The sequence below is a fragment of the Pseudomonas fluorescens genome (assembly GCF_001648775.1).
Lineage (GTDB): Bacteria > Pseudomonadota > Gammaproteobacteria > Pseudomonadales > Pseudomonadaceae > Aquipseudomonas > Aquipseudomonas fluorescens_M.
Genome location: NZ_LVEJ01000024.1, coordinates 133603 through 156671, shown reverse-complemented (window position 1 = coordinate 156671; position 23069 = coordinate 133603). Strand labels below are relative to the sequence as shown.

The 23069-nt window shown below is 58.4% G+C and carries 13 protein-coding genes; 6 read left to right on the top strand and 7 right to left on the bottom strand.

The window, feature by feature from the left end; all coding sequences use genetic code 11:
- Together A8O26_RS22385 and A8O26_RS22380 are read left to right on the top strand one after the other, a co-directional pair.
- Positions 1–10441: hemagglutinin repeat-containing protein (locus A8O26_RS22385; protein ID WP_064119912.1), on the top strand; the 10441-nt coding region annotated here is incomplete at its 5' end.
- The gene (locus tag A8O26_RS22380) at positions 10442–10939 is read left to right on the top strand and encodes a contact-dependent growth inhibition system immunity protein (protein ID WP_064119911.1); all 498 of its coding nucleotides are present in this window, start codon (positions 10442–10444) and stop codon (positions 10937–10939) included.
- Positions 10940–11209: 270 nt separating this feature from the next.
- Here the strand turns inward: A8O26_RS22380 and A8O26_RS22375 are convergent, their stop codons facing one another.
- Complete coding sequence (locus tag A8O26_RS22375; protein ID WP_064119910.1) at positions 11210–12253, bottom strand: LLM class flavin-dependent oxidoreductase; 1044 nt, start codon at positions 12251–12253, stop codon at positions 11210–11212.
- 147 nt (positions 12254–12400) lie between these two features.
- On the bottom strand, positions 12401–12886 hold the full coding sequence (locus tag A8O26_RS22370) for a flavin reductase family protein (RefSeq protein WP_003225754.1): 486 nt from the start codon (positions 12884–12886) through the stop codon (positions 12401–12403).
- Positions 12887–13210: 324 nt separating this feature from the next.
- On the opposite strand from A8O26_RS22370, the gene A8O26_RS22365 reads away from it, so the two are divergent.
- Positions 13211–14617, top strand: a complete 1407-nt coding sequence (locus A8O26_RS22365; protein ID WP_064119909.1) for a purine-cytosine permease family protein — start codon at positions 13211–13213, stop codon at positions 14615–14617.
- Positions 14618–14866: 249 nt separating this feature from the next.
- Complete coding sequence (locus A8O26_RS22360) at positions 14867–15967, top strand: polyamine ABC transporter substrate-binding protein (RefSeq protein ID WP_064119908.1); 1101 nt, start codon at positions 14867–14869, stop codon at positions 15965–15967.
- Positions 15968–16093: 126 nt separating this feature from the next.
- Here the strand turns inward: A8O26_RS22360 and A8O26_RS22355 are convergent, their stop codons facing one another.
- The gene (locus tag A8O26_RS22355) at positions 16094–17068 is read right to left on the bottom strand and encodes a TerC family protein (RefSeq protein WP_064119907.1); all 975 of its coding nucleotides are present in this window, start codon (positions 17066–17068) and stop codon (positions 16094–16096) included.
- Between the two features lie 164 nt (positions 17069–17232).
- Here A8O26_RS22355 and A8O26_RS22350 point away from each other — a divergent pair, with 164 nt between their 5' ends.
- On the top strand, positions 17233–18177 hold the full coding sequence (locus A8O26_RS22350; RefSeq protein ID WP_064119906.1) for a Dyp-type peroxidase: 945 nt from the start codon (positions 17233–17235) through the stop codon (positions 18175–18177).
- On the opposite strand, the gene A8O26_RS22345 is transcribed toward A8O26_RS22350, so the two are convergent.
- The gene (locus A8O26_RS22345; RefSeq protein WP_064119905.1) at positions 18178–18966 is read right to left on the bottom strand and encodes an AraC family transcriptional regulator; all 789 of its coding nucleotides are present in this window, start codon (positions 18964–18966) and stop codon (positions 18178–18180) included.
- An 84-nt stretch (positions 18967–19050) separates the two neighbouring features.
- Between A8O26_RS22345 and A8O26_RS22340 the strand changes: the two genes are divergently transcribed.
- Positions 19051–20049 carry a bile acid:sodium symporter family protein gene (locus tag A8O26_RS22340; RefSeq protein WP_064119904.1) on the top strand — a complete coding sequence of 333 codons (999 nt, stop codon included), beginning with the start codon at positions 19051–19053 and terminating at the stop codon, positions 20047–20049.
- 10 nt (positions 20050–20059) lie between these two features.
- Here the strand turns inward: A8O26_RS22340 and A8O26_RS22335 are convergent, their stop codons facing one another.
- From A8O26_RS22335 to A8O26_RS22325, 3 genes are read right to left on the bottom strand one after another with little or no spacing between them, the layout of a single operon-like run.
- Positions 20060–20815 carry an ABC transporter ATP-binding protein gene (locus A8O26_RS22335; protein WP_064119903.1) on the bottom strand — a complete coding sequence of 252 codons (756 nt, stop codon included), beginning with the start codon at positions 20813–20815 and terminating at the stop codon, positions 20060–20062.
- Positions 20809–21870, bottom strand: a complete 1062-nt coding sequence (locus A8O26_RS22330; RefSeq protein ID WP_064119902.1) for a FecCD family ABC transporter permease — start codon at positions 21868–21870, stop codon at positions 20809–20811. Before A8O26_RS22330 ends, A8O26_RS22335 begins: the two co-directional genes overlap by 7 nt.
- Positions 21867–23048 carry an ABC transporter substrate-binding protein gene (locus A8O26_RS22325; RefSeq protein WP_064119901.1) on the bottom strand — a complete coding sequence of 394 codons (1182 nt, stop codon included), beginning with the start codon at positions 23046–23048 and terminating at the stop codon, positions 21867–21869. The genes A8O26_RS22330 and A8O26_RS22325 overlap by 4 nt, the downstream gene beginning before the upstream one ends.
- Positions 23049–23069 lie beyond the last annotated feature (21 nt).

Genomic DNA, 23069 nt, shown 5'->3' with positions numbered 1-23069 from the left:
GAGCAACCGCCAGACCCTCGCCGCCCGCGACAGCATTAACCTCAGCGCCGGCGGGCAACTGACCAACGCCGGCACCATCGAAGCGGGCGTCAACGCCGACGGCAGCCGCAATGCCAGCGGCGATCTGAGCCTGACCGCTCAGCATCTGGACAACACCGGCAAGAGCTTGCTCGCCAGCCGCAATCTGACGGTCAACGCCGCCACCCTGAACAACCAGAACGGTACGCTCAACGCCAAAGCCATTGCCATCGGCGGCGGGATTCTGGACAACCGCAACGGCCGGATGCTCGGCGATCTGGGCCTGAACATCGATCTCAGCGCGGCGCTGGACAACCGTGGCGGCGTGCTCGGTTCCGGTGCAATGGTCAATCTCAAAGCGGCCAGTCTCGATAACCGCGGTGCCGGTTCATTGGTCAGCGATAGCGGGCTGACGGTGCGCGTCGATGGCTTGCTCGACAACCGCGACAAAGGTGCGCTCACCGCCAAAGGTGCAACAAGCGTTTCCGCCGGCACACTGTTCAACCAGGCAGGCTTGATCAGCGGCCGCAATGCGCTGCAGCTGACCGCCGACCAGACCCTGGATAACCAGTTCGGTACGGTGATTGCCGACGGCCAACTCACGCTCACCGCCAAGTCTCTGGACAACCGCAGCGGCAACCTCGTCGGCAAGTCGGATGTCAGCGTTCAGGCGCAAAACGTCAACAACCAGAAAGGCAAGTTGATCGCCACCGGCGTGCTCAAACTCAACGCCGATCAGCTCGATAACCGTCAGAATGGCCTGCTCGGTTCGACCAGCGCCATGACCCTGTCGGTCGCTGAGATGGATAATCGCGGTGGCGAAATCAGCACCAACAGCGACCTGCTGCTCACCGGCAAAAAACTCGACAACAGCGACCGCGGCAAGGTTTTCGCCAGCAAGTCAGCGACGCTGACGGTTGATCAAGTGCTCAACCGCAACAAGGGTCTGATCGATGCGGCCACGCGGTTCACGCTGCACGCGCGCACGCTGGCCAACAACGGCGGGGAATTGCGCAGCCAGCAGGCCATGCAGTTGACCATCGACGAGGCTTTCGATAACGCTCAGGGCAAAGTCAGCAGTGAAGCGACGCTGACAGTCAACGCCGCGCAGCTGATCAACAACCTGGGCATTTTCTCCAGTGCCGCCGATTTGAAGCTCGTCAGCCGTGGTGGCCTCGATAACCTGGGCGGCAAGATTGTCACCGACGGTGCGCTCGTCATTGACAGCGGCAGCCTCGACAACCGTCAGCAGGGCACGCTCAGCGGTAAAGGTGCGGTCACCGTCACCACCGGCGCATTCGATAACAGCGAGGGCTTGCTCAGCAGTGCCGACACCCTGGACCTCGTCGCCGGGCAAGTCACCAACAAGGGTGCTGGCAGTATCGGCAGTCAGGGCGCGCTGACGGCGTCGGTCAAAGGACTCGATCAACAGGGCGGCAAACTGTTCAGCAACACGCGCCTGAGCCTGGACCTGAATCACGGTCAGTTGAACAACGCTGGCTCGATCAACGCCCCCGGTGCACTGCTGCTCAAGCAACTCAACGGTGTCAACAATCAGGGCGGCACGATTTTCAGCGCGGAGGCGTTCACACTGACCGCGCAAAATCTTGATAACAGCAACGGCAGTCTTTTGAGCAATCAGGGCCTGACCCTGCGCATCGCGGCGGCGCTGGATAACGTCAAAGGCATGATCGGCGCGGCAGCCATCGATACCCGCGCGAGGAGTGTGAACAACAGCGACGGCAGCCTGACTAGTCGTGGTGATCTTGAGCTGAACGTCGACGGCCAGTTGCGCAACGACGGCAAAGGCTTGATCAACAGCAAGGGCAATCTGACGCTGACTGCGACGGGGCTCGACTCGAGCAACGGGGGCGAAGTTTCCGCTAATGGCGACATTGATCTGGTGCTGACCTCGCTGACTCAGAACGGCGGACGACTGCTGGGTGAAAAATCGGTCACGGTGGATCTGGCCAATGGCGACCTCGACAACCAGAACGGTCTGCTCACCGCCAAAGGCCCGCTGACCCTCAAGCGCCTGCGCGATCTGAATAACCAGAACGGCGAAGTCTCCAGCAACCTCGGTTTTGCCTTGATCGGCCGAGCGATGAATAACAGCGCCGGCAAAATCATCAGCGGTGAAAAACTGTTGGTGCGCGGCACGGATTTGATCAACCAGAAAGGTCTGCTGTCCGGCTGGCAAGCGCTGGCGGTGAACGGCAATAGCCTCGACAACCGCGACGGCGGTACGCTGTCGAGCAAATACGCCGATGTCAGCGTTGATCTCAGCGGCAAGCTGCTCAACGGCGGCGCGGGCGCGGTGGTCGCGCTGGGCAATCTGAGCATCAACGCCGGCAGTCTCGATAACAGCGACAAGGGCAACCTCAGCAGTGGAGCAGGGCAGACCCTGACGCTGGCCGGTGCGCTTAATAATAATCAGGGCGGCCTGATTGCCAGCGGTGCGGCGCTGGATATCGTCAGCACCGCGTTCAGCAATATCGGCGGCGCTATCAATGCGCAGCAGATCATCAATGCCACGGCTTCAAGCCTCGACAACAGCGGTGGACAGATCGCCAGCAACGATGCGATCACCCTCAACCTGAGCGGTGAGCTGAACAACAACGCCGGTAAACTCGCGGCTGCCGGCCCGCTGCTGATCAAGGGCGTGACCGATCTGCACAACCAGAACGGTCAGCTCGCCAGCCAGAAAAATCTGGACCTGCGCACCGGTTCGCTGGACAACAGCAACAAGGGTACCGTCGCCGCCAATGACCAGTTGCTGATCACCGCCACGGGCGCCGTCAGCAACCAGGCCGATGGCCTGATCTACAGCAAGAATGCCGATGCGCAACTGAAAGCGGCCCGCCTGCTCAACGGCAAAGGCTCGATCCAGAGCGATAGCGGTCTGACCCTTGAGATCAGCGGCGACTTCGACAACCAGAGCGGCAAAGTCATTGCCCAGAACGGCGATGTGCTGATCACAGCGGCCAACATCGATAACCGTGGCGGCACGCTCTCGAGTATCAAAGGTGCCTTGGAGGCGCGCACGGTTGGCGTCCTGCGCAATGGTTTCGACCTGAACAACAACCGTCAGGGTGGCATCATTCAGGCGCAGAGCCTGACGCTGTCGGCATTGGCGGGCCTCAACAACAACGGCGGGCGGATCTCGGCGCAAGCGGCAGACAGCAGCATCACCACGGCAGCGCTGGATAACAGCGCTGGTGCGCTTTACGCCAAAGGGCTGCTGGGTGTTACCGGCGCGAGCCTGGACAACAGTGGCGGACAGATTGCCGCCGAGCGTATCGACTTCGGCCTCAGTGGTGCGCTGCGCAATGGCGCGGGCGTCATCGAAAGCAACAGCCAACTGAGTGTCAAAGCCAGCGCGGTTGATAACCAGAACGGTCGCCTCCGTTCGCTGGGCGTCACCGGCAAAACCGCATTTCAGATTGCAGGTTTGCTCGACAACCGCAATGGCGTACTGGAAACCGCCAACACTGACCTGAACCTGGCGGTCGGTAGCTTCCTCAACAGCGACGGGCAACTCAACCACGTTGGGCGCGGCAAATTCGATATCTCCACGGCCAATGTGCTAGGCGCGGGTGGCAGCATCGTCACCGGCGGGCTGCTGGAACTCAATGCCGATAGCTGGAACAACACCGGCGCGATTCAGGCCGGTCGCCTGAACGTGAACGTGCGCGAATTCAGCCAGAGCGCCAGCGGCAAGCTGCTGGCGTCGGAGTCTTTGCAGGCCCGGGGCGGCAACTGGACCAACAACGGCTTGATTGCCAGTGATGGCTCCATCGATATGCAGTTGGGCGGAACCTATGCGGGTAGCGGTCGCCTGAGCAGTCAGCGCGGCACCTATCTCTCCGCTGCACAAATGAACCTCAGTGCGGGCGGCAGTTTTGCCGCTGGTGCGACATCGACCATCAGCGTCGGTGGGCAACTGCTCAACGCGGGACGCATCACCTCCAGCGAAGACCTGACCGTCAACGCCGGCAGTGTTGCCAACTACGGCAGCCTCGGGGCGGCGCAGAACCTGTTCATCAACACGCCCACATTGCTCAACGATCGCGGGCTGATTTTCAGCGGCAACAACATGACACTCGGCGTCAGCACGCTGACCAACCAGCACGGCGATTTCTACGGTCTGGGCAATGTGCTGATCGGTGGATATGGCGGCGCGGCGCGGGCTGCCGGGGTCTACAACATTTCCGGTTCGATGGAGAGCGTGAAGGATTTCACGCTGAACGCCGATGTGTTCGAGAACCGTACGGAAGGCCCGTCGGCGTCGGTCGAGCGCAAGCTGATATCGGGGTTTATCGCGGCTACGTGCGGTGACTGTGTTGGCGGCACGTTCAACAATTTCCTCGCCACGCGCGAGACGTATCAATTTGTCGACAGTGATACCAGCGCTTCCGCCGTGCTTAACATCGGCAAGGATTTTGTTTTCCAGGGCGGCACGTTCCTCAACAGCAAAAGTACTGTGGCGGCGGGTGGCAACATCACCGTCACTGCTGACTCCCTGAAGAACATTGGCGCCAAAAGCGGAGTTATCGACGTTACGCGCCAGTACAACTTTGAAATGGGGACTGGCAGCACGGCAAAGTTCATGGCCGAAGTCGTGATGCCCTATAACCAGCGTAACAATCCCGATTTCCCTTCTGTGTATTACGTGATCGCGCCGCAAGGATTGATCCGCAAAGCCACAGCCACGACAGTGGGCGGCGGCATTGTCATCACCGACGACGAAACCGGTGAAAACGTCGGCAGTCGCAAATATGGCCGAGCGATGTCTGGATTCAGCGCCGGTTTCGAAACCTCGACTCCGTCGCAGTACGACCCCGATAACCTGCTGGCATTGCCAAGTGAACTGGCCCAGTACCAGAAAGGCCTGGCGGTTGAAACGGAAAGTACCAGCGCGGGGCTGCCTGGTGCCGCGACCGGTCGCAACGCAGTCATACAGGCCGCTGGCAACGTCTCGATCAACGCCACCAAGGAAGTGGTAAACGCCGTCATCCACGAGGATTACAGCTCAACCGGTGGCACCAATAAAGTCGCCGACACCAAGGTCGGTAACAGTGACACTGTTGTTGTGCGGATCAATAGCCAACTGCCGCCAGACCTCGCCCAGCAGCAAGTCAATCCACTGAGCCTGCCAGGCTTTTCCCTGCCCACCGGCGAAAACGGCTTGTTCCGTTTGAGCGGGCAGGGCAGTAGCGCTGCATCGGCTGGTAACGGCCCCGCGCCGACCTGGACGGTGGGCAATGAAGCGATCAGCGCTCAGGATCATTTGGCCGTCGCCACCAGTGGCGGTCCGCGCAATCTGTTTGTCGACGCCCCGGCTCAGGTTTCCGACGGCACTCGTGCGGTCGATACGTTCCATCGAACCTCGAGCACTGGTGATGACACCCGTCCGGTCACCCGCGTTACCGGCCTGCCGGACACCAAGGCACCGTCCAACGCGCACAAATACCTGATCGAAACCAACCCGGTACTCACTGACCTCAAGTCGTTCATGAGCTCGGATTACCTGCTGGAAAAACTCGGCTACAACCCCGACCAGAGCGCCAAACGCCTCGGTGATGGTCTCTATGAACAACGCCTGATCCAGCAAGCCGTGACCGCCCGCACTGGCCAGGCTTTCCTCGACGGCCAGACCTCCAACGAGGGCATGTTCAAGTACCTGATGAACAACGCCATCGCCAGCAAGGACGCGCTCAACCTGTCGGTCGGTGTGGGCCTGACGTCGCAGCAAGTCGCCGCGCTGACGCACGATATTGTCTGGCTCGAAGAGCACGAAGTGAATGGCGAAAAAGTGCTGGTGCCGGTGGTTTATCTGGCTCAAGCCAACGGCCGTCTCGGCCCGACCGGGGCGTTGATTGCCGGTAACGATGTGACGCTGATCGCCGGGGAAAACCTCGATAACGTCGGCACCTTGAAAGCAACCAATAACCTGTCGGCGACGGCGGGCAAGGATCTGATCAACAGCGGTTCGGTCGAGGCGGGTAATCGGCTGGATCTGTTGGCGACCAACAACATCGTCAACAAGGCCGGCGGCATCATTGCCGGACGCGATGTCAGCCTGACCACGCGCACGGGCGATGTGATCAACGAACGGACCATCACCTCGATGGACGACAAGTACGGCACCGTCACTAGGCATCAGGACTTTGCCGATAACGCAGCGCGGATTGAGGCGGCCAACGACCTGACCGTTAAAGCGGCCAACGACATCAACGTCATCGGCGGCGTCCTGAAAAGTGGTCAGGACATGTCGTTGAACGCAGGGCGTGATGTCAACGTGGCCTCCGTGCAGATCAACGACAGCGCGTCGCTGGGTTGGAGGGGAGCTGTCAGCAGCGTCACGCAACTGGGCGCCGATATTGATGCCGGGCGTGATTTCAAGGCTGATGCCAAGCGTGACTTCAGTGTGATTGCTAGTGAGATCGATGCGAAGCGTGATGTGACAATGTCAGCGACTGGCAACGTGCTGATCAGCTCGGCAGCAGATGAAGAACATTCGCGTTCTGCCAACAAGAGAATGTCGCGTCAGGATGATGAAGTCACTCAGGTGTCGTCGACCGTCAATGCCGGTGGCAACGTTACCCTCAAAGCGGGCAAGGACCTGGACCTGATTGCCAGCCGAGTGAGCGCCGGGAATGAAGCTTATCTCACATCTGGCGCAAATCTGGTGCTGCAATCAGCAGAGGACTCGGATTACAGCTTCTATTCCAAGACCAAAAAATCTTCATCAAAGAAGACGTTCCAGCTTGATGAGACCAGTTCGGTTACCAACGTAGCCAGCTCCGTCACATCTGTAGGCAAGAGCGTATTGAGCGCTGGCAATGATCTGACGATCAAGGGCAGCAATGTCGTCTCTGAAAAAGCAGGTGTCGGCTTGGAGGCCGGCAATGACGTGGAAATTCTGGCCGTCACAGACTCCAGTAGCGCGCGCCACGAACGTAGTAAAAGCAAAAGTAGTTGGGGCGGTTTGAAGTCGAGCAAAGTCCAGGATCAACTGGCTGAAACTCAGACTACCGCTGTGGGCAGCCTGATCTCGGGCGACACAATTGCCGTTAATGCCAAGCGGGACGCCGCCATCACTGGTTCTGCGCTGGTCAGTACCAATGACTTGTCTGTCCGTGCCGGTGGTGATTTGACCATTAATGCCGCGCAGAACACTTTCACTCGCACCGAAGTGCACAAGGAGAAAAATCGCGATCTGACTGGCGTGTTGACGGCGAACAATCTTGGCATTGATGACATCACCGGCAACCAGCATCTGTCGATCAGTAATCAGAAACATAACGGCACGATGTCGCAAACGACCCTGACTGGCAGCACCATTGGTTCCAGTAAAGGCAATGTCAGCCTTATTGCGAATGGGGACCTTAATGTCGTAGCCAGCGACTTGATCAGCACCAAGGACATGAGTCTTCGCGGTTCCAACGTGACCATCGCTGCAGGTATGGAAACGTCGCAGCAAAGCACCATCGATAAATCCAATAGTCTTGCTGTAGGGCGTGTTATTGGCGGTGCAATTATCGACACCGTCAATTCTATTCGCTCTGCAGTAGAGGCTGCCAAAAGCGCAGATGATCCTCGACTCAAGGCAGTGAAATTGGCGCAGGCGGCGTTGGCGGCTTACAACCTTGGCGGTATGGCGTCGGATGCGAATGATCAAAAAACCGGATTCGCCGACAAGCAGGGTGGCACGGGCAGCAACGGTTCTCTGATCAAGATCGGCACCGAACTCGCTAATACTCATAGTAAAAGTACCAGTGACTACGTCAGTCAGACTGCGAAGCAAAGCACTGTCAACGCTGGCGGTACCCTTTCCATCATCGCCAATGGTGGTGCTGCACAAAATGATGGTGATCTTCACATCATCGGCAGTAGCCTCAAAGCGACAGCTACCTCGTTGATCGCCAATAACAACGTCATTGTGGAAAGCGCGCAGAACACTGCCGACTGGTCCAACCAAAACAGTAACAACAGAACTGCAATCGGCGCCAGCTTCAACATTGGTCAGCAAAACGGCTTCACCGTCGACCTTGGTGCACAAGTGGCGAAGGGTATGGGGAGTGGCAGTTCTGTCACGCAGGTCAACAGTACGGTAGACACCGACTCGTTAGTGATTCATAGCGGCGGTGATACGACACTGGCAGGCGCACAGGTTCGCGCCGATACCATCAAAGCGCTGATCGACGGCAATCTCAACATCATTTCCCGTCAGGACACCGAAACCCAGAAAAACAAGCAAGGCAGTGGCGGTTTCGGAGCCAGCATTTGCATTCCACCTATCTGCTACGGCGCACCTGTTACGGCTTCAGGTAACTTGGCCGCAGGCAATATGAACAGTGACTATAAGGCTGTTACCGATCAGACCGGTTTATTCGCGGGAGCGGGTGGTTACATGGTCGATGTCGGCAAAACCACAACGCTTGAAGGTGGGTTGATCGCCAGCGATGCCACGCCGGATAAAAACATCCTCATAACCGACCGGCTCATTACTCGCGACATCAAGAACGTCAGTGAAATCGATGCTCAGTCCGCCGGCATCAGCTACTCGGGCGGTTACGGTGGTGCTGGAGCATACGGGTCGGTGGGCGGACTGTACGGCATCTCCCTCAACGAGTCGGATAAAAGCCACACCCGTAGCGCTGTCAGCGAAGGCACGATCATTGTTCGCAACCCTGAGGGCGCTCAAGACCTCGTCGGTCTGAACCGAGATACGGAAAATGCTAACGAGCGACTCGACAAGCCTGACGAAGATGGCATGAAAGAGCGCATCGAGTTGGTGAAAAGCTCGATTGAATTGGTGAAAGGCATTGGCGACGCAATTGCCGCATCGAAGATGGAGGAGGCCGAGAATCCCGATAGTGAGGCCTACAAGGCGGCGCGCGACAAACTGAACAGTAGCGGAGTGGCCAACCCTACCCCTGAGGAAATCAGCCAACAAGTTCAACGCGATTACGGTATAGGCAGCAGCTTCCAGAAAGCCAGCCAAGCGGTTGCGGGGATCGTCCAGGGCATCCTGAGTGGAAACATCGCTGCTGCCATTGGCGGAGGTGCAGCACCTTATCTGGCACAAGCCGTTAAACAGCTGACGGAAGGAGACGACGCAGCCAACCTGATGGCGCATGCCGTACTCGGAGCCGTTCTGGCGAAAATACAAGGTGGTTCGGCGTTGGCCGGTGCTGCTGGAGCCAGTGCCGGTGAAGTGGTCGCGCGTCTGCTCTATCCGGATAAGTCTGCAGACCAACTGACCGAGTCGGAAAAGCAAATAGTCGCGGCTCTATCAACGCTGGCTGGCGGCATGTCCGGCGCGCTTGCCGGGGGCAGCGCCTTTGACGCCGCGCTTGGAGCCGGGACAGCGAAAAATGCTGTCGAGAACAATCATCTGAGCGACATAGAAAGACTTTCCCTGAAGGAGTTGCAGAGAAAGTACGCGCAGTTGTGTTCAGGGGCTTCATCGAGTTATTGCGATGGGTTGTCCAGTGACATTTCGAAACTTATCGCGAAGGGTTTCAGCGTTCTTAAAGAGGAGCAGCTTTCGGAGGATAACGATTTCACCCGGGCTTCCGTTGTCACTACCACCCCGGGAGATGTGATCGTCTGCGGCACTTCACCAAATGGCTACTGTGTGGCTACCGACAAAACGATTACGACGGATCAGGGAGAAGAGTGGGTTCTGCAGCCTGCTACTTTCATGCAGGCGATAGGATGGCAAGTTGAAAATGAGGTGATTGAGGCTGCCGCAAAGGCTCGGCTTCTAGGCGTTTCCAATGAGCTTTACACGGCCGGTTGTGGCGGGTCAGGTGTGATTGGTATAGGGTGCCAAGCCTATACCGCTGCGGGCGGTGTGAACCTGGTTACGGAAGAAGCCCCTGCGACTACCGAGCGGGTCGTCTCCGGTATAGAAGGTTTACTGAATGTATGGGGATTGGGCAGTTCGATTCTCGGTACAGGTGTAAAAGGCACAGCGGGAACTTTAGACCGTGCCAAAACGGGAATTGAGTGGGGTAAGGGGATTCAAGGGCAAGGCATGCCTTGGGAGAATTATCTGGCCTCTGAACTGCCTGCCGGTTCCCGGCTACCACCTAACTTCAAAACGTTCGATTTTTATGACCCGTCAACGGGTACAGCCATCAGCGCTAAAACGTTAGACACGACGACTGCGGCCAAGGTGGGGAATCCGTCTCAGGTGTACAGCTCATTAAAAGGTAACATCGATGCGGTGGCCAGATTTGAAACGTACACCCTTAGTAATGTTCCTTTGGATAGCAGTATGATTACTGCTCGTGAGTTGCGTGTTGCTGTTCCTGGCGGTACGAATTCGGTGCAGTGGGTTCAAATAAATCGCGCGATAAAGTATGGTCAATCTCAAGGCGTAAAAGTAATCATAAGTTCGGTGAAGTAAATGAATCAGTTGAATAATAAGTCTTGGGCTTACGCTAAGTTTAATGAAGATTTTATTTTTATTGAGACCTACTCCGGCTATTTTAATTGTCTCCCGGATCCTGAAGGGAAGAGGTTTTTGCTGTCGCACACCGCTGAGAATAGCGAGTTGGGAGAGAGTGTTCTGGCGGCCTTGGCTGTTAGCCGGATGATTGATCCGAAGGAAAATCCAGAGTTTTTTGATTTTAGAGGTCGCGTGGTCACTCAGTATAATGAGTGGGTAGCTAATCTAATGACGGAATTTGGCTATAAAACCAGGCGTGCACTATTTAAGAATATGAAAAGCTGTTCAGTGGATGCCGTTAATGGGCTTGTAACAATACGTCCCAGTCATCATGAGAAGCTGGAGGCCTGGAGTGGAAAGGGGATAACTGAAAAAGATTGTGTCGTCGTGTCCTCTGATATTGCATTTGATGAAGTGGGCGCGGCACTTCGTTTGGCCTTTAGCCGTTGTACATGAGTCTGGAAGGATAAAAAATGCCCACAGCAGATCACCTCGGAGACGCGGCAAGACAGGCGTGATTGCTGCGTGATGGTGCACTCTCGCTGGACGCTAGTGTTTCCGCGTATCGTTCATGGGGTGCGTAAGCTACGCTTCAATCTGAAGCAATCGCGCCGGAGTCGAAAAGCCGCCGTTCTGGGGTAGCGTTCACTTGCTGACAAGTGAAAAAAGGGGCGAATTCATATCGATGAATTCGCTCCTTTTTATTGCTGTTCAATTACGCGGTTCTCAGCAAAACGCCGGCACCACATGCTTGATAAACAGCTCCAACGACTTCTTCTTCTCCTCATGCGGCAAGCTGTTGTCACACCAGAAACTGAACTCATCCACCCCTAGCTCCTGGTAGTACTTGATCCGCGGAATGATCTCTTCCGGCGTACCGATCATCGCCGTTTTGTGCAAACTCTCCAGCTCAAACTCAGGACGCCCGGCAAACTTCTCTTCCGGGCTCGGCGCCAGGAAGCCATTGACCGGGGTCTGCTTGTTGCCAAACCATGCATCGAAGGTGCGATAGAAACGTGAGATCGCTTTCGCCCCGACTTTCCAGCCGTCCGGATTATCGGCGGTGTGCACGTGGGTATGGCGCAGCACCATCAATTGCGGGCGCGGCACGTCTGGGTTGTTGTCCAGCGCAGTCTGGAACTTGTTCTTCAGATCGAGGACTTCTTCGTCGCCCTTCATCAGCGGCGTGACCATTACGTTGCAGCCGTTGGCCACCGCGAAGTTGTGCGAATCCGGGTCGCGGGCGGCGATCCACATTGGCGGGTTTGGCTGCTGGATCGGTTTTGGCACGCTGGTGGAGGTGGGGAATTTCCAGATGTCGCCGTCGTGGGCGTAGTCGCCTTGCCACAGGGCGCGGACCACCGGGACCATTTCGCGCAATGCCTGGCCACCGCTGGAGGCTGGCATGCCGCCGGCCATGCGATCGAATTCAACCTGATAGGCGCCACGGGCCAGGCCGACTTCCATGCGCCCGTTGCTGATCACGTCGAGCAACGCGCATTCACCGGCGACGCGTAGCGGATGCCAGAACGGCGCGATGATGGTGCCGGCGCCGAGGTGGATGGTGGTGGTTTTGGCCGCGAGGTAGGCGAGCAATGGCATCGGGCTTGGCGAGATGGTGTATTCCATCGCGTGGTGTTCGCCGATCCACACGGTGCTGAAACCGCCGGCCTCGGCCATCAGGGTCAGTTCGGTGAGGTCTTCGAACAGTTGGCGGTGGCTGACGCTTTCGTCCCAGCGTTCCATGTGGATGAACAGGGAAAATTTCATGACGCTTCCTCGGGTCTTTTATTGTTGAGGCTACATGTGGGAGCGGACTTGCTCGCGATGGCGGTGTGTCTGAAAACACGTCGACATCGGAAAAATCGCTATCGCGAGCAGGCTCACTCCTACAGTTGATTTGTGCGGGGCTGACGATCAGGCCAGGACGGGCAGGGCGCCCATCTTGCCGTGGCAATACACCAATGGCCCGGTGTGCTGTTCGGGAACGATCAGGTTCTTCACCGCGCCGACCATGATGGCGTGGTCGCCGCCTTCATATTCGCGCCACAGCTCACATTCGATGATAGCCGTCGCATTGGCGAGGATCGGGTTACCCAATTCGCTCAATGTCCACTCAATGCCTTGCGCCTTGTCCTTGCCTTTGCGGGCGAAGGCGTAGGCTTCGCTTTGCTGGCCGCCGGACAGAACGTGGATCGCAAAACGTTTGTTCTTGATCAGCACCGGGTAGGAATCAGAGCTGTAGTTGGGGCAGAACAGCACCAGCGCCGGGTCCATCGACAGCGAGCTGAATGCGCTGGCAGTCAGGCCGACGATCTGACCGTCATCGTCCAGAGTGGTGATGACAGTTACGCCGGACGGGAACGAGCCCATGACTTGTTTGTAGATGGCGGCATCGATCATTGGTCGGTCCTCGGGTGATGTGTTGCTGTTTTTATGTGTTTGTTGGTCTGATGGTATACCAGTATTCGATCTTTGCAAGGCCTTTTAAGCTGAACCGATAAACGTGCTGCGTTCGTCGGAAACTCAGCATTTACGGGGCTTTCGGCTGGTCTGCAAGCCACGGTTTCAGCGAGGATGGCGTATCAGCTGGCGTCGTAAACTACGGATCAGTCTTGTGAATTGTTTGGAATACCATAATATGGTCTGCATCTGAGGGGCGGCCAGAGAGTCCCCCCGGTTTGGCTTCATACAACGATAAGAACAGACAAACTCGAGTTCATGCATATGTCCCAGATGTCCCGGCAAGATCCGTTGATCGAGAATCATACGGTCGACTACGTCCCACTCGCGGAACGCCACGGGAAGGCCCGCGACCTATTCACTCTTTGGTTCAGCACCAACATTGCGCCACTGCCCATCGTCACCGGCGCCATGGTGGTTCAGGTGTTCCATCTCGATTTGCTCTGGGGGCTGCTGGCGATTGCGCTGGGGCACCTGATCGGCGGCGTGGTGATCGCGCTGGCCTCGGCGCAAGGCCCGCGCATGGGCATTCCGCAAATGGTTCAGAGTCGCGGCCAGTTCGGCCGTTACGGCGCGCTGTTGATCGTGTTCTTCGCCGCGCTGATCTACATCGGTTTCTTTATTTCCAACATCGTCCTGGCGGGTAAATCCATCGTCGGCATTGCGCCGTCGGTGCCGGCGCCGCTGAGCATTCTGATCGGTGCACTGGCGGCCACGGCGATTGGCGTGATCGGCTACAACTTCATCCACACACTGAACCGCATTGGAACCTGGGTGATGGGCAGCGCGTTGCTGGCCGGGTTCATCTATATCTTCGCCCATGACTTGCCGGCGGACTTTCTCACTCGCGGCAGTTTCAACCTGTCCGGCTGGCTGGCGACGGTGTCGCTGGGGATCATCTGGCAGATCAGTTTCTCGCCGTACGTGTCCGATTACTCGCGTTACCTGCCGGCGGATATCGGCATTGCCAAACCGTTCTGGGCGACTTATCTGGGCGCGACGCTGGGGACGATTCTGTCGTTCAGCTTCGGCGCCGTGGCGGTGCTGGCGACCCCGGAAGGCACCGAGGCGATGGTCGCGGTCAAACAGTCGACGGGTTGGCTCGGGCCGATTCTGATGGTGTTGTTCCTGCTTAACATCATCAGCCACAACGCGCTGAATCTGTATGGCGCGGTGCTGTCGATCATCACCTCGATCCAGACGTTTGCCAGCCAATGGACGCCGAGCATCAAGGTGCGCGTGGTGTTGTCGAGCGTGGTGCTCGCGGGTTGCTGCGTGGTTGCGTTGGGCGCGTCGGCGGACTTCATTTCCGAGTTCATCGGTTTGATTCTGGCGCTGCTGCTGGTGCTGGTGCCGTGGGCATCAATCAACCTGATCGACTTCTACCTGATCAAGCGCGGCTGCTACGACATCACCTCGATCTTCCGCGCCGATGGCGGGGTTTACGGGCGCTTTAATCTGCACGCGATCATTGCTTACTTCATTGGCATCCTCGTGCAACTGCCATTCGCCAACACGTCGCTGTATGTCGGGCCGTACGCCAATCTGGTTGACGGTGCGGATCTGTCCTGGCTGGTCGGCCTAGTGGTGACAGTCCCGCTGTATTACTGCCTGGCGACACGCGGCCAGACTCAGCAGAGCAGGGCGGCCAGACTGGGTTACACCGACTGACCTGATCCGCTTCACCACAATGCCCGGCCATTCGCCGGGCATTTTTGTTTCCGCATTCCGACGGTCATTCAAATTGGCCACATCGATCCCCTTTTGGCCCATCCCCCACTGTGCTCCAGCTACGCTGTCAGCAAGAATCAAAACCACAACAAGATGCTCGAGCCTTTTTACCCTTGGCTACCTTTACAGCCGCTGCCGTGTACAGAACATAAAAACCATCGAACTCACGCTGCCTTTTGGGGAATAACCATGGTCACGATGAAACGCATTCTGGGTGCCACTGTGTGCGGGCTGACGCTGTTGGCCGGCGCCGTCCAGGCTGAGCAACGCGAACTGCGCGTGTACAACTGGGCGGACTACATCCTGCCGTCTGTGCCCAAGGATTTCGCTGCAAAAAGCGGCATCAAAGTGACCTGGGACACCTTCGACACCAACGAATCCCTGGAAGCCAAACTGCTCACCGGTAACTCCGGTTACGACCTGGTGGTACCGTCGAACCAGTTCCTTGAAACGCAGATCAAGGCTGGCGTCTTTCAGAAACTCGACAAGTCGAAACTGCCGAACTGGAGCCACCAGGATCCGGAGCTGTTGAAACTGCTGGGCAAGAACGATCCGGGCAACCAGTACGGCGTCCCCTACATGGTCGGCACCGTGTTGATCGGCTTCAACCCGGCCAAGGTCAAAGCAGCGTTGGGCGACAACGCGCCGGTGGACAGCTGGGATCTGGTGTTCAAACCGGAGAACATGGAAAAGCTCAAATCCTGCGGCGTGGCGATGCTCGATTCGCCGACGGAAATCCTCCCGTTGGCTCTGCATTACCTCGGCCTCGACCCGAACAGCCAGAACCCCGCCGACTATGAAAAAGCCAAGGAGCTGATGCTCAAGGTGCGTCCGTACGTGACCTACTTCAACTCGGCCAAATACATGACCGACATTGCCAACGGCGACATCTGCGTGGCCATCGGTTACTCCGGCAGTTTCTATCAGTTCGGCAACCGCGCCAAAGAGGCGAAAAACGGCGTAGTGGTCGACTGGCGTCTGCCGAAGGAAGGCGCGCCGATCTGGTTCGACACCTTCGCGATTCCGAAGAGCGCGAAAAACGTCGCCGAGGCCCACGAGTTCCTCAACACCTTGCTCGACCCGAAAGTGATTGCGCCGATCAGCGATTTCCTCGGCTACCCGAACGCGAACAAGGATTCGATCCCGCTGATCAACAAAGAAATCACCGACAACCCGAACCTGACCCCGACCCCGCAAGCGCTGAAAAACCTCTACGTGGTGCAGCCGTTGCCGCAGAAACTTGAGCGCGTGCGTACCCGAGTGTGGACCAGCATCAAGTCCGATAAGTAACTATCGGCCAAATGAAATCCCTGTGGGAGCGAGCTTGCTCGCGAAGGCGTCGGATCATTCAGCATCATCGTTGAATGACACAGCGCTTTCGCGAGCAAGCTCGCTCCCACAGGTTTATGTCGGGTGTCATTCAGTGCGGCGTTCGGCATCTTTGGTCATCACCAGACTCAGCAATACCGAACTCAGAATCACCCCACCCACCACCGCCAGCGACCACTCCACCGGCATGTGCAACCATGGCATCAAGACCATTTTGCCGCCGATAAACACCAGCACGATCGCCAGCCCATACTTGAGCAAGTGAAAGCGGTCCGCCATGTCCGCCAGCAGGAAGTACAGCGCGCGCAGGCCCATGATCGCGAAGATATTCGAGGTGAAGACAATGAACGGGTCTGTCGTCACGGCGAAAATTGCCGGGATGCTGTCGACCGCGAACATCAGGTCACTGGCCTCGATCAGCACCAGCACCAGAAACATCGGCGTGGCCCAGCGCACGCCGTTCTGCAAGATGAAAAACCGTTCGCCATGAAAACCGCTGGTAATGCGCAGATGCCCACGCACCCAGCGCAGCAGCGGATTCTTGTCCAGGTCCGGCTGCTGCTCGGCAAACACCAGCATCTTGATCCCGGTGATGATCAGGAACACACCAAACGCATACAGCAGCCATTCGAACTGCGACACCAGCCACACGCCGGCAAAAATCATCACCGCGCGCATCACGATTGCCCCGAGCACGCCGTACAGCAGCACGCGCCGCTGCAGCTCCGGCGGCACCGCGAAGTAGCTGAAGATCATCACGAAGACGAACATGTTGTCGATCGACAGTGACTGCTCGATCAGATAACCGGTGAGGAATTCGAGGGTCTTCTCCCGGGCGATCTCGGCGCCAAACGCGCCGTGCAGGTACCACCAGAGCAACGCCGCAAAGCTCAGCGCCAACAAGCACCAGGCAATGACCCAGGACAAGGCTTCCCGCACTGAGACCCGATGCGCCTTGCGCCCACCGAAGACAAACAGGTCCAATGCCAGCATGGCAAGTACGAAAACGATGAAGGCGCCCCACATCCACGGTTCGCCGATATTGATGTTTGTGGCTGGCATGTCACGCTCCCTGTCTATTCTTCGATTGGGGTCAGACGAGGCCATGCTAGCGACGAGTTTGCGCCAAAGAAAAATCGTTTATTTCTGCGTAACAGTTCGTTAAAAACGAAGTATCAGCCCTCGTTGACAGCTCGGGCACTTTTTACGGAGCGACATTTTCAGCGATGAATACCGACATTCTCGAACCTCAAGCGGTGTGCAGTCCGATCACCAGTAGCGCGATTTTCATTGTCGCGACGCTGAATGCCGGGACCGACGCCGCGCAAACCGTCAAAGACTGGTGCGGTGACGTCGCCGGGCTGGTGCGTTCGGTGGGCAAGCGCGTACCGACAGGCAATCTGACGTGCATCTGCGGCTTTTCCTCGAACGCCTGGGATCGCCTGTTCGGCCATCCGCGCCCGGCGGCGCTGCACGGTTTTCGCGAGTTTGGCGCGGAGGGGCGGCACGCTCCGGCAACCCCGGGTGACCTTTTGCTGCACATCCGCGCCGATCAAATGGACCTGTGTTTTGAGCTGGCCACGCAAATCATGGCGGTCCTCGGCGATGCAGTGACGGTGGTCGATGAGGTGCAGGGTTTTCGCTATTTCGACATGCGCAGCATCATCGGCTTCGTCGACGGCACGGAAAACCCGGTCGGGCGCAAAGCGGTGAATTTCACCATCGTCGGCGATGAAGACCCGGACTTCAGTGGCGGCAGTTATGTGCTGGTGCAGAAGTACCTGCACAACATGACCGCGTGGAACGGCTTGAGCGTTGAAGCTCAGGAGCGCGTCATCGGTCGCACGAAACTGTCCGATATCGAACTGGATGACGCGGTCAAACCGAGCAACTCGCACAGTGCGCTGACCACCATCACTAACGCAGCCGGCGAGGAAGTGAAAATCCTCCGTGATAACATGCCGTTCGGCCGGCCGGGGGCAGGGGAGTTTGGTACGTTCTTCATCGGCTACGCGCGTTCGCCGGAACCGATGGAACAGATGCTGGAAAACATGTTCGTCGGCAAGCCGCCGGGCAATTACGACAAGTTGCTGGACTTCAGCACGGCGGTCACCGGCAGCCTGTATTTCGTGCCATCGGCCGATTTGCTGGAAGAACTGGCGGATCGCTGATCAGCGAAAAAACTCGCCGGGCGTTTCCCCGAACTGCTGTCGAAAGGCCGCAATGAACGCCGACGTCGAATCGTAACCGCAGGCCAGCGCGACGTCGGTGACGCGCTCACCTTTCTCCAGCGGTGTCAGCGCGCCGAGCAGGCGCAAGCGCTGTCGCCAGGCGCGGAAGGTCAGGCCGGTGTCACGCAGAAACAGGCGGGTGAGGGTTTTTTCGGTGACGCCGAACTTCTCGCTCCAATGGCTCAGCGTGGTCTGCTGTTCCGGGTGTTGTTCAAGGCTCTGGTAGATCTGCTTCAAGCGAGCGTCCTGCGGCAACGGCAGCATCAGGTCGATCTGCGGTGCTTCGGCCAGTTGATCGAGGATCACTTGCGCCAGACGTCCGTGTGGGCCGCTCTGGTCGTACTCCACCGGAACCTGACTGAACGCGCGGATCAACTCCCTGAGCAAATCGCTGACGCCGAGCACGTGGCAGCGCTCGAGCGCCCATTCGGCGACGCTGCAATCGATGTAGAGGCTGCGCATTTCCGTGTGCGGCGAGCTGAATACCCGATGCGGCACGCCCGCCGGGATCCACACCGCGCGCTCCGGCGGGGCGACAAAGCGGCCGGCACTGGTCTGGATTTCCAGCACACCCTGAATCGCATAGGACAATTGCACCCATGGGTGACTGTGGCGTCGGGTCAGGGCGCGATTGGGCAGCGATTCGGTACGCCCGTAGAGTGGACGTGGCAGGCTGGGCAGCCCGGGAATGCTGCGGCGCACGCTTTTGTCATGTCCTTTAGGCGGCATCTTGTGGCCCTTCGGCGTTAGTCGGTAATTGGCAGTCACGTTAGAGTCGTCAGCACGCACTGGCAACCCCCGGATGAACCGACCATGACTCGCCCACGTTTTTTGCCCGATAACTTCACCCTGACGCTGATTGGCGTCGTGCTGCTGGCCAGTTTCCTGCCGGCCAGCGGCCAGGTCGCCGTCGGCTTCGGCTGGCTGACCAACCTTGCCATCGCCCTGTTGTTTTTCTTGCATGGCGCCAAGCTCTCGCGCGAATCGATCATTGCCGGTGCCGGTCACTGGCGCCTGCATTTGCTGGTGTTCGGTTTGACGTTTGTCCTTTTCCCGTTATTGGGCCTGGCGCTGAAACCGCTGCTGTCACCGTTGATCGGCGACAAGCTGTACCTGGGCATGCTTTACCTGTGCGCGTTGCCGGCCACGGTGCAGTCGGCGATCGCCTTCACGTCGCTGGCGCGGGGCAATATTCCGGCGGCGATTTGCAGCGCGGCGGCGTCGAGCCTGTTCGGGATTTTCCTCACGCCGCTGTTGGTGACGTTGCTGCTCAACGTGCACGGTGACGGCGGCTCAACCCTCGACGCAATCCTGAAAATCAGCGTGCAATTGTTGCTGCCGTTCATTGCCGGGCAGATCGCCCGGCGCTGGATCGGTGCGTGGGTGGGACGCAACAAGAACTGGCTGAAGTTCGTCGATCAGGGTTCGATTCTGCTAGTGGTTTACGGCGCGTTCAGTGAAGCAGTCAATGAAGGCATCTGGCATCAGATCCCGGTGGTCGAACTGCTCGGGCTGGTGATAGTTTGCTGCATCCTGCTGGCGCTGGTGTTGCTGGCATCGACGCTACTCGGCAAGGCCTTCGGCTTCAGCCAGGAAGACCGCATCACTATCCTGTTCTGCGGCTCGAAAAAGAGCCTGGCCACCGGTGTGCCGATGGCGCAGGTGTTGTTTGCCGGCAGTACCATTGGCGTGTTGATTCTGCCGTTGATGCTGTTCCATCAGATCCAGTTGATGGTTTGCGCGGTGCTGGCCCAGCGTTATGCGAAACGCCCGGAATCGGTGCCGGAGTTGATGGCGCAAGTCGATCCTTGATCGCTGGGGATCAAACGATATCGTCGATCAGAATATGCTGCAGCCCGCGGCTGCACTGTTCGATCCGCGCCTCGACCTTGTAGACGTCGCGCAGCATCTGCTCGGTGATCACCTCGTCGCTCGGGCCGCTGCCCTGGCTGGTGCCCTCGGCTATCACCAGCACCTGATCGGCGAAGCGCAACGCCTGATTCAGATCATGGATGGCAATGAACACAATCACCTCGCGTTTGCGCGCGAGGCTGCGCATGAAGTTCAGCACCTGCACCTGCCGATGCATGTCGAGGGCGCTGGTCGGTTCGTCCATCAGCAGGATTTCTGGCTCGCGCACCAGCGTCTGCGCGATGGACACCAACTGTTGCTGACCACCGCTGAGTTCGCCGAGGTTGCGAAACGACAGCGCCGTGACCCCCAGCGCGGCGAGAATTTCGTCGACCAGTTTCAGCTCGTCATCGTGGACCACCCAGCCCGGCGTCAGTTGCTTGCGCGCCAGCAGCACCGACTCGTACACCGTCAATCGCGCACTGGCGTTCAGGCCCTGCGGCATGTAACTGATGCCTGTCGGGCCTTTTTTCGATTCTTGCAAAATCACCCGTCCGGGGCCATCGATCAGCCCGGCCATGCGCTTGAACAATGTTGATTTACCGGCCGCATTGGGGCCGACCACGGCCACCACCTGCCCGCCAAAAAACCTCGCCGTCGAGACGCCACGAATGATCTCGCGCTGACCATAGCGGGCGCCCAGATTGTCCAGTTGCAGCGTCACCATGAGTTTTTCTTCCCGCCAAGGATCAGTGAAATGAAGAACGGCACGCCGATCAATGAGGTGACCACGCCGATAGGGAAAATCGCTCCGGGGATCAGGGTTTTGCTGACCACGGAACTGGCCGAGAGAATCAACGAACCCGTGAGCAACGAGGCCGGGAGAAAGAAGCGCTGATCTTCACCGATCAGCATGCGCGCGATGTGCGGGCCGACCAGACCGATGAAGCCGATGGTGCCGACGAAAGCCACGGGAAACGAGGCCAGCAGGCTGACCATGATCAACGTCTGAAAGCGCAGGCTGCGCACGTTGATGCCGAAACTGGCGGCCTTGTCGTCGCCGAGACGCAGAGCAGTCAAGGCCCAGGCGCGTTTGGCGAAGATCGGCAGGGTGATCAGAATCACCAGACAGATCACCCCGAGTTTCGGCCAGGTGGCTTTGGTCAGACTGCCCATGGTCCAGAACACCACGGCGGCGACGGCTTGTTCGGTGGCAAAGAACTGCACCAGCGCCAGCAGTGCGTTGAAGGTGAACACCAGCGCGATGCCGAGCAACACAATGGTTTCGGCGGTGACGCCACGACGCATGCTCAGAAAGTGAATCAGCAGCGCCGAAAGCATGGCCATGATGAACGCGTTGAGCGGCACCATGAATTGCGCCGCCAGCGGGAACAGCGCAACACCGAACGCCAGGCCCAACGCCGCGCCGAAACTGGCGGCAGCGGAAATACCCAAGGTAAACGGACTGGCCAGCGGGTTGTTGAGGATCGTCTGCATCTGCGCACCGGCCAGCGATAACGCCGCGCCGACCGCCACCGCCATCAGCGCCACCGGCAGGCGAATGTCCCACATCACCACGCGCACTTGTGGCGAAGCGCTGTCCGGCGAAAACAGGGCGCCGAGCACTTCGCTGAAACTGTAACTCGCCGGGCCGAGTGCCAGGTCGAGCACTACGCTGCACAGCAACAGAACCACCAGCCCGGCGAGGATCAGGCGTTTACGCAGCACCAGTCGCCGATAGGTTTCGCGCTGCACCTCGACGGTGTCGGTCAACGAGCTCATGGTTTCGCCTCAGGGTTGCGCAAGCTGACAAAGTAGCCCGACTCATACGGCACGGGCAGGAAGCGCTCGTGCAGTTCGCGGAAGGAGGCATCCGGATCGAGGTCGGCAAACAGCTCCGGGTGGAACCATTTGGCCAATTGCTGGATGGCCACGAACTGATAAGGGCTGTTGTAGAACTGGTGCCAGATGGCGTGAAAGGCTTGAGTGTCCTGCGCCTTGATCCCGGCGTAGGCCGGACGCCGGGTGTACCACGCGAGTTTTTTCCGCGCCTGCGCCATGTCCGCACCCGGGCCGACGCCGACCCAATGACCGCCGGGAGCAAAGGCTTCCCAGTTGGCCGTGGTGACGACGACGTGCGCCGGATTGGCGACGATGACCTGCTCGGGGTTCAACTGGCCGAATGTGGTCGGGATGATCCCCCGGGCGATGTTGTTGCCGCCGGCCATGTCGACAAACAGGCCGAAGTTTTCGTTGCCGAAACTCAGGCAGCAATCGTCGGTGTAGCCGCCGATGCGCTCGATGAACACGCTTGGCCGTGGTGGATGCTGTTTCTCGATGACGTCGGTGACGCGGTGAATCTGCTGGTTGCGAAAATCAATGAAGGCTTCGGCGCGCTGCTCTTTACCGAACAGTTTGCCGAACAGGCGCATGGTCGGTTCGGTGTTCTGCATCGGGTTGTTGCGAAAGTCGACGTACACCACCGGGATGCCAAGGGCGTCGAGCTTTTCGATGTAGCGCGCATCCTCCGTGGCATGCTGAGCTTCGATGTTGAGGATGATCACGTCCGGGCGTTGCGAGATCGCTTGTTCGATATCAAAGGTGCCGTCTTCAAACCCGCCGAAGGTGGGGATTTTGGCGATGCCGGGGAATTTGCGCAGGTAGGCGTTGTAAGTGTCCGGGTCCGACTGGATCAGGTCCTTGCGCCAGCCGACGATGCGTTCGATTGGATTCTGTGTGTCCAGCGCGGCGACCAGATACAACTGCCGGCCTTCACCGAGGATGACGCGTCTGACCGGCAGATGCACCTTGACCTTGCGCCCGAGCAGGTCGGTCACTTCAGTGCGTGCCGCAGCCGTTTCGCTGGCGTGGGCCGCGCGCGGCGTCAGCGCCAACAGGCTCAGCAGTCCTGCCAGTAACAGCGCAGCAACAGCGCGGCTGCGTCGATCAACAATCACCATGGTCAAAGCCTTTGCAAAGTC

Excerpts from the sequence above, each read along its gene's own strand:
- A8O26_RS22380 (WP_064119911.1), top strand. The coding sequence starts at position 10,442 with ATGAATCAGTTGAATAATAAGTCTTGGGCTTACGCTAAGTTTAATGAA.
- A8O26_RS22375 (WP_064119910.1), bottom strand. The coding sequence starts at position 12,253 with ATGAAATTTTCCCTGTTCATCCACATGGAACGCTGGGACGAAAGCGTC.
- A8O26_RS22370 (WP_003225754.1), bottom strand. The coding sequence starts at position 12,886 with ATGATCGATGCCGCCATCTACAAACAAGTCATGGGCTCGTTCCCGTCC.
- A8O26_RS22365 (WP_064119909.1), top strand. The coding sequence starts at position 13,211 with ATGTCCCAGATGTCCCGGCAAGATCCGTTGATCGAGAATCATACGGTC.
- A8O26_RS22360 (WP_064119908.1), top strand. The coding sequence starts at position 14,867 with ATGGTCACGATGAAACGCATTCTGGGTGCCACTGTGTGCGGGCTGACG.
- A8O26_RS22355 (WP_064119907.1), bottom strand. The coding sequence starts at position 17,068 with ATGCCAGCCACAAACATCAATATCGGCGAACCGTGGATGTGGGGCGCC.
- A8O26_RS22350 (WP_064119906.1), top strand. The coding sequence starts at position 17,233 with ATGAATACCGACATTCTCGAACCTCAAGCGGTGTGCAGTCCGATCACC.
- A8O26_RS22345 (WP_064119905.1), bottom strand. The coding sequence starts at position 18,966 with ATGCCGCCTAAAGGACATGACAAAAGCGTGCGCCGCAGCATTCCCGGG.
- A8O26_RS22340 (WP_064119904.1), top strand. The coding sequence starts at position 19,051 with ATGACTCGCCCACGTTTTTTGCCCGATAACTTCACCCTGACGCTGATT.
- A8O26_RS22335 (WP_064119903.1), bottom strand. The coding sequence starts at position 20,815 with ATGGTGACGCTGCAACTGGACAATCTGGGCGCCCGCTATGGTCAGCGC.
- A8O26_RS22330 (WP_064119902.1), bottom strand. The coding sequence starts at position 21,870 with ATGAGCTCGTTGACCGACACCGTCGAGGTGCAGCGCGAAACCTATCGG.
- A8O26_RS22325 (WP_064119901.1), bottom strand. The coding sequence starts at position 23,048 with ATGGTGATTGTTGATCGACGCAGCCGCGCTGTTGCTGCGCTGTTACTG.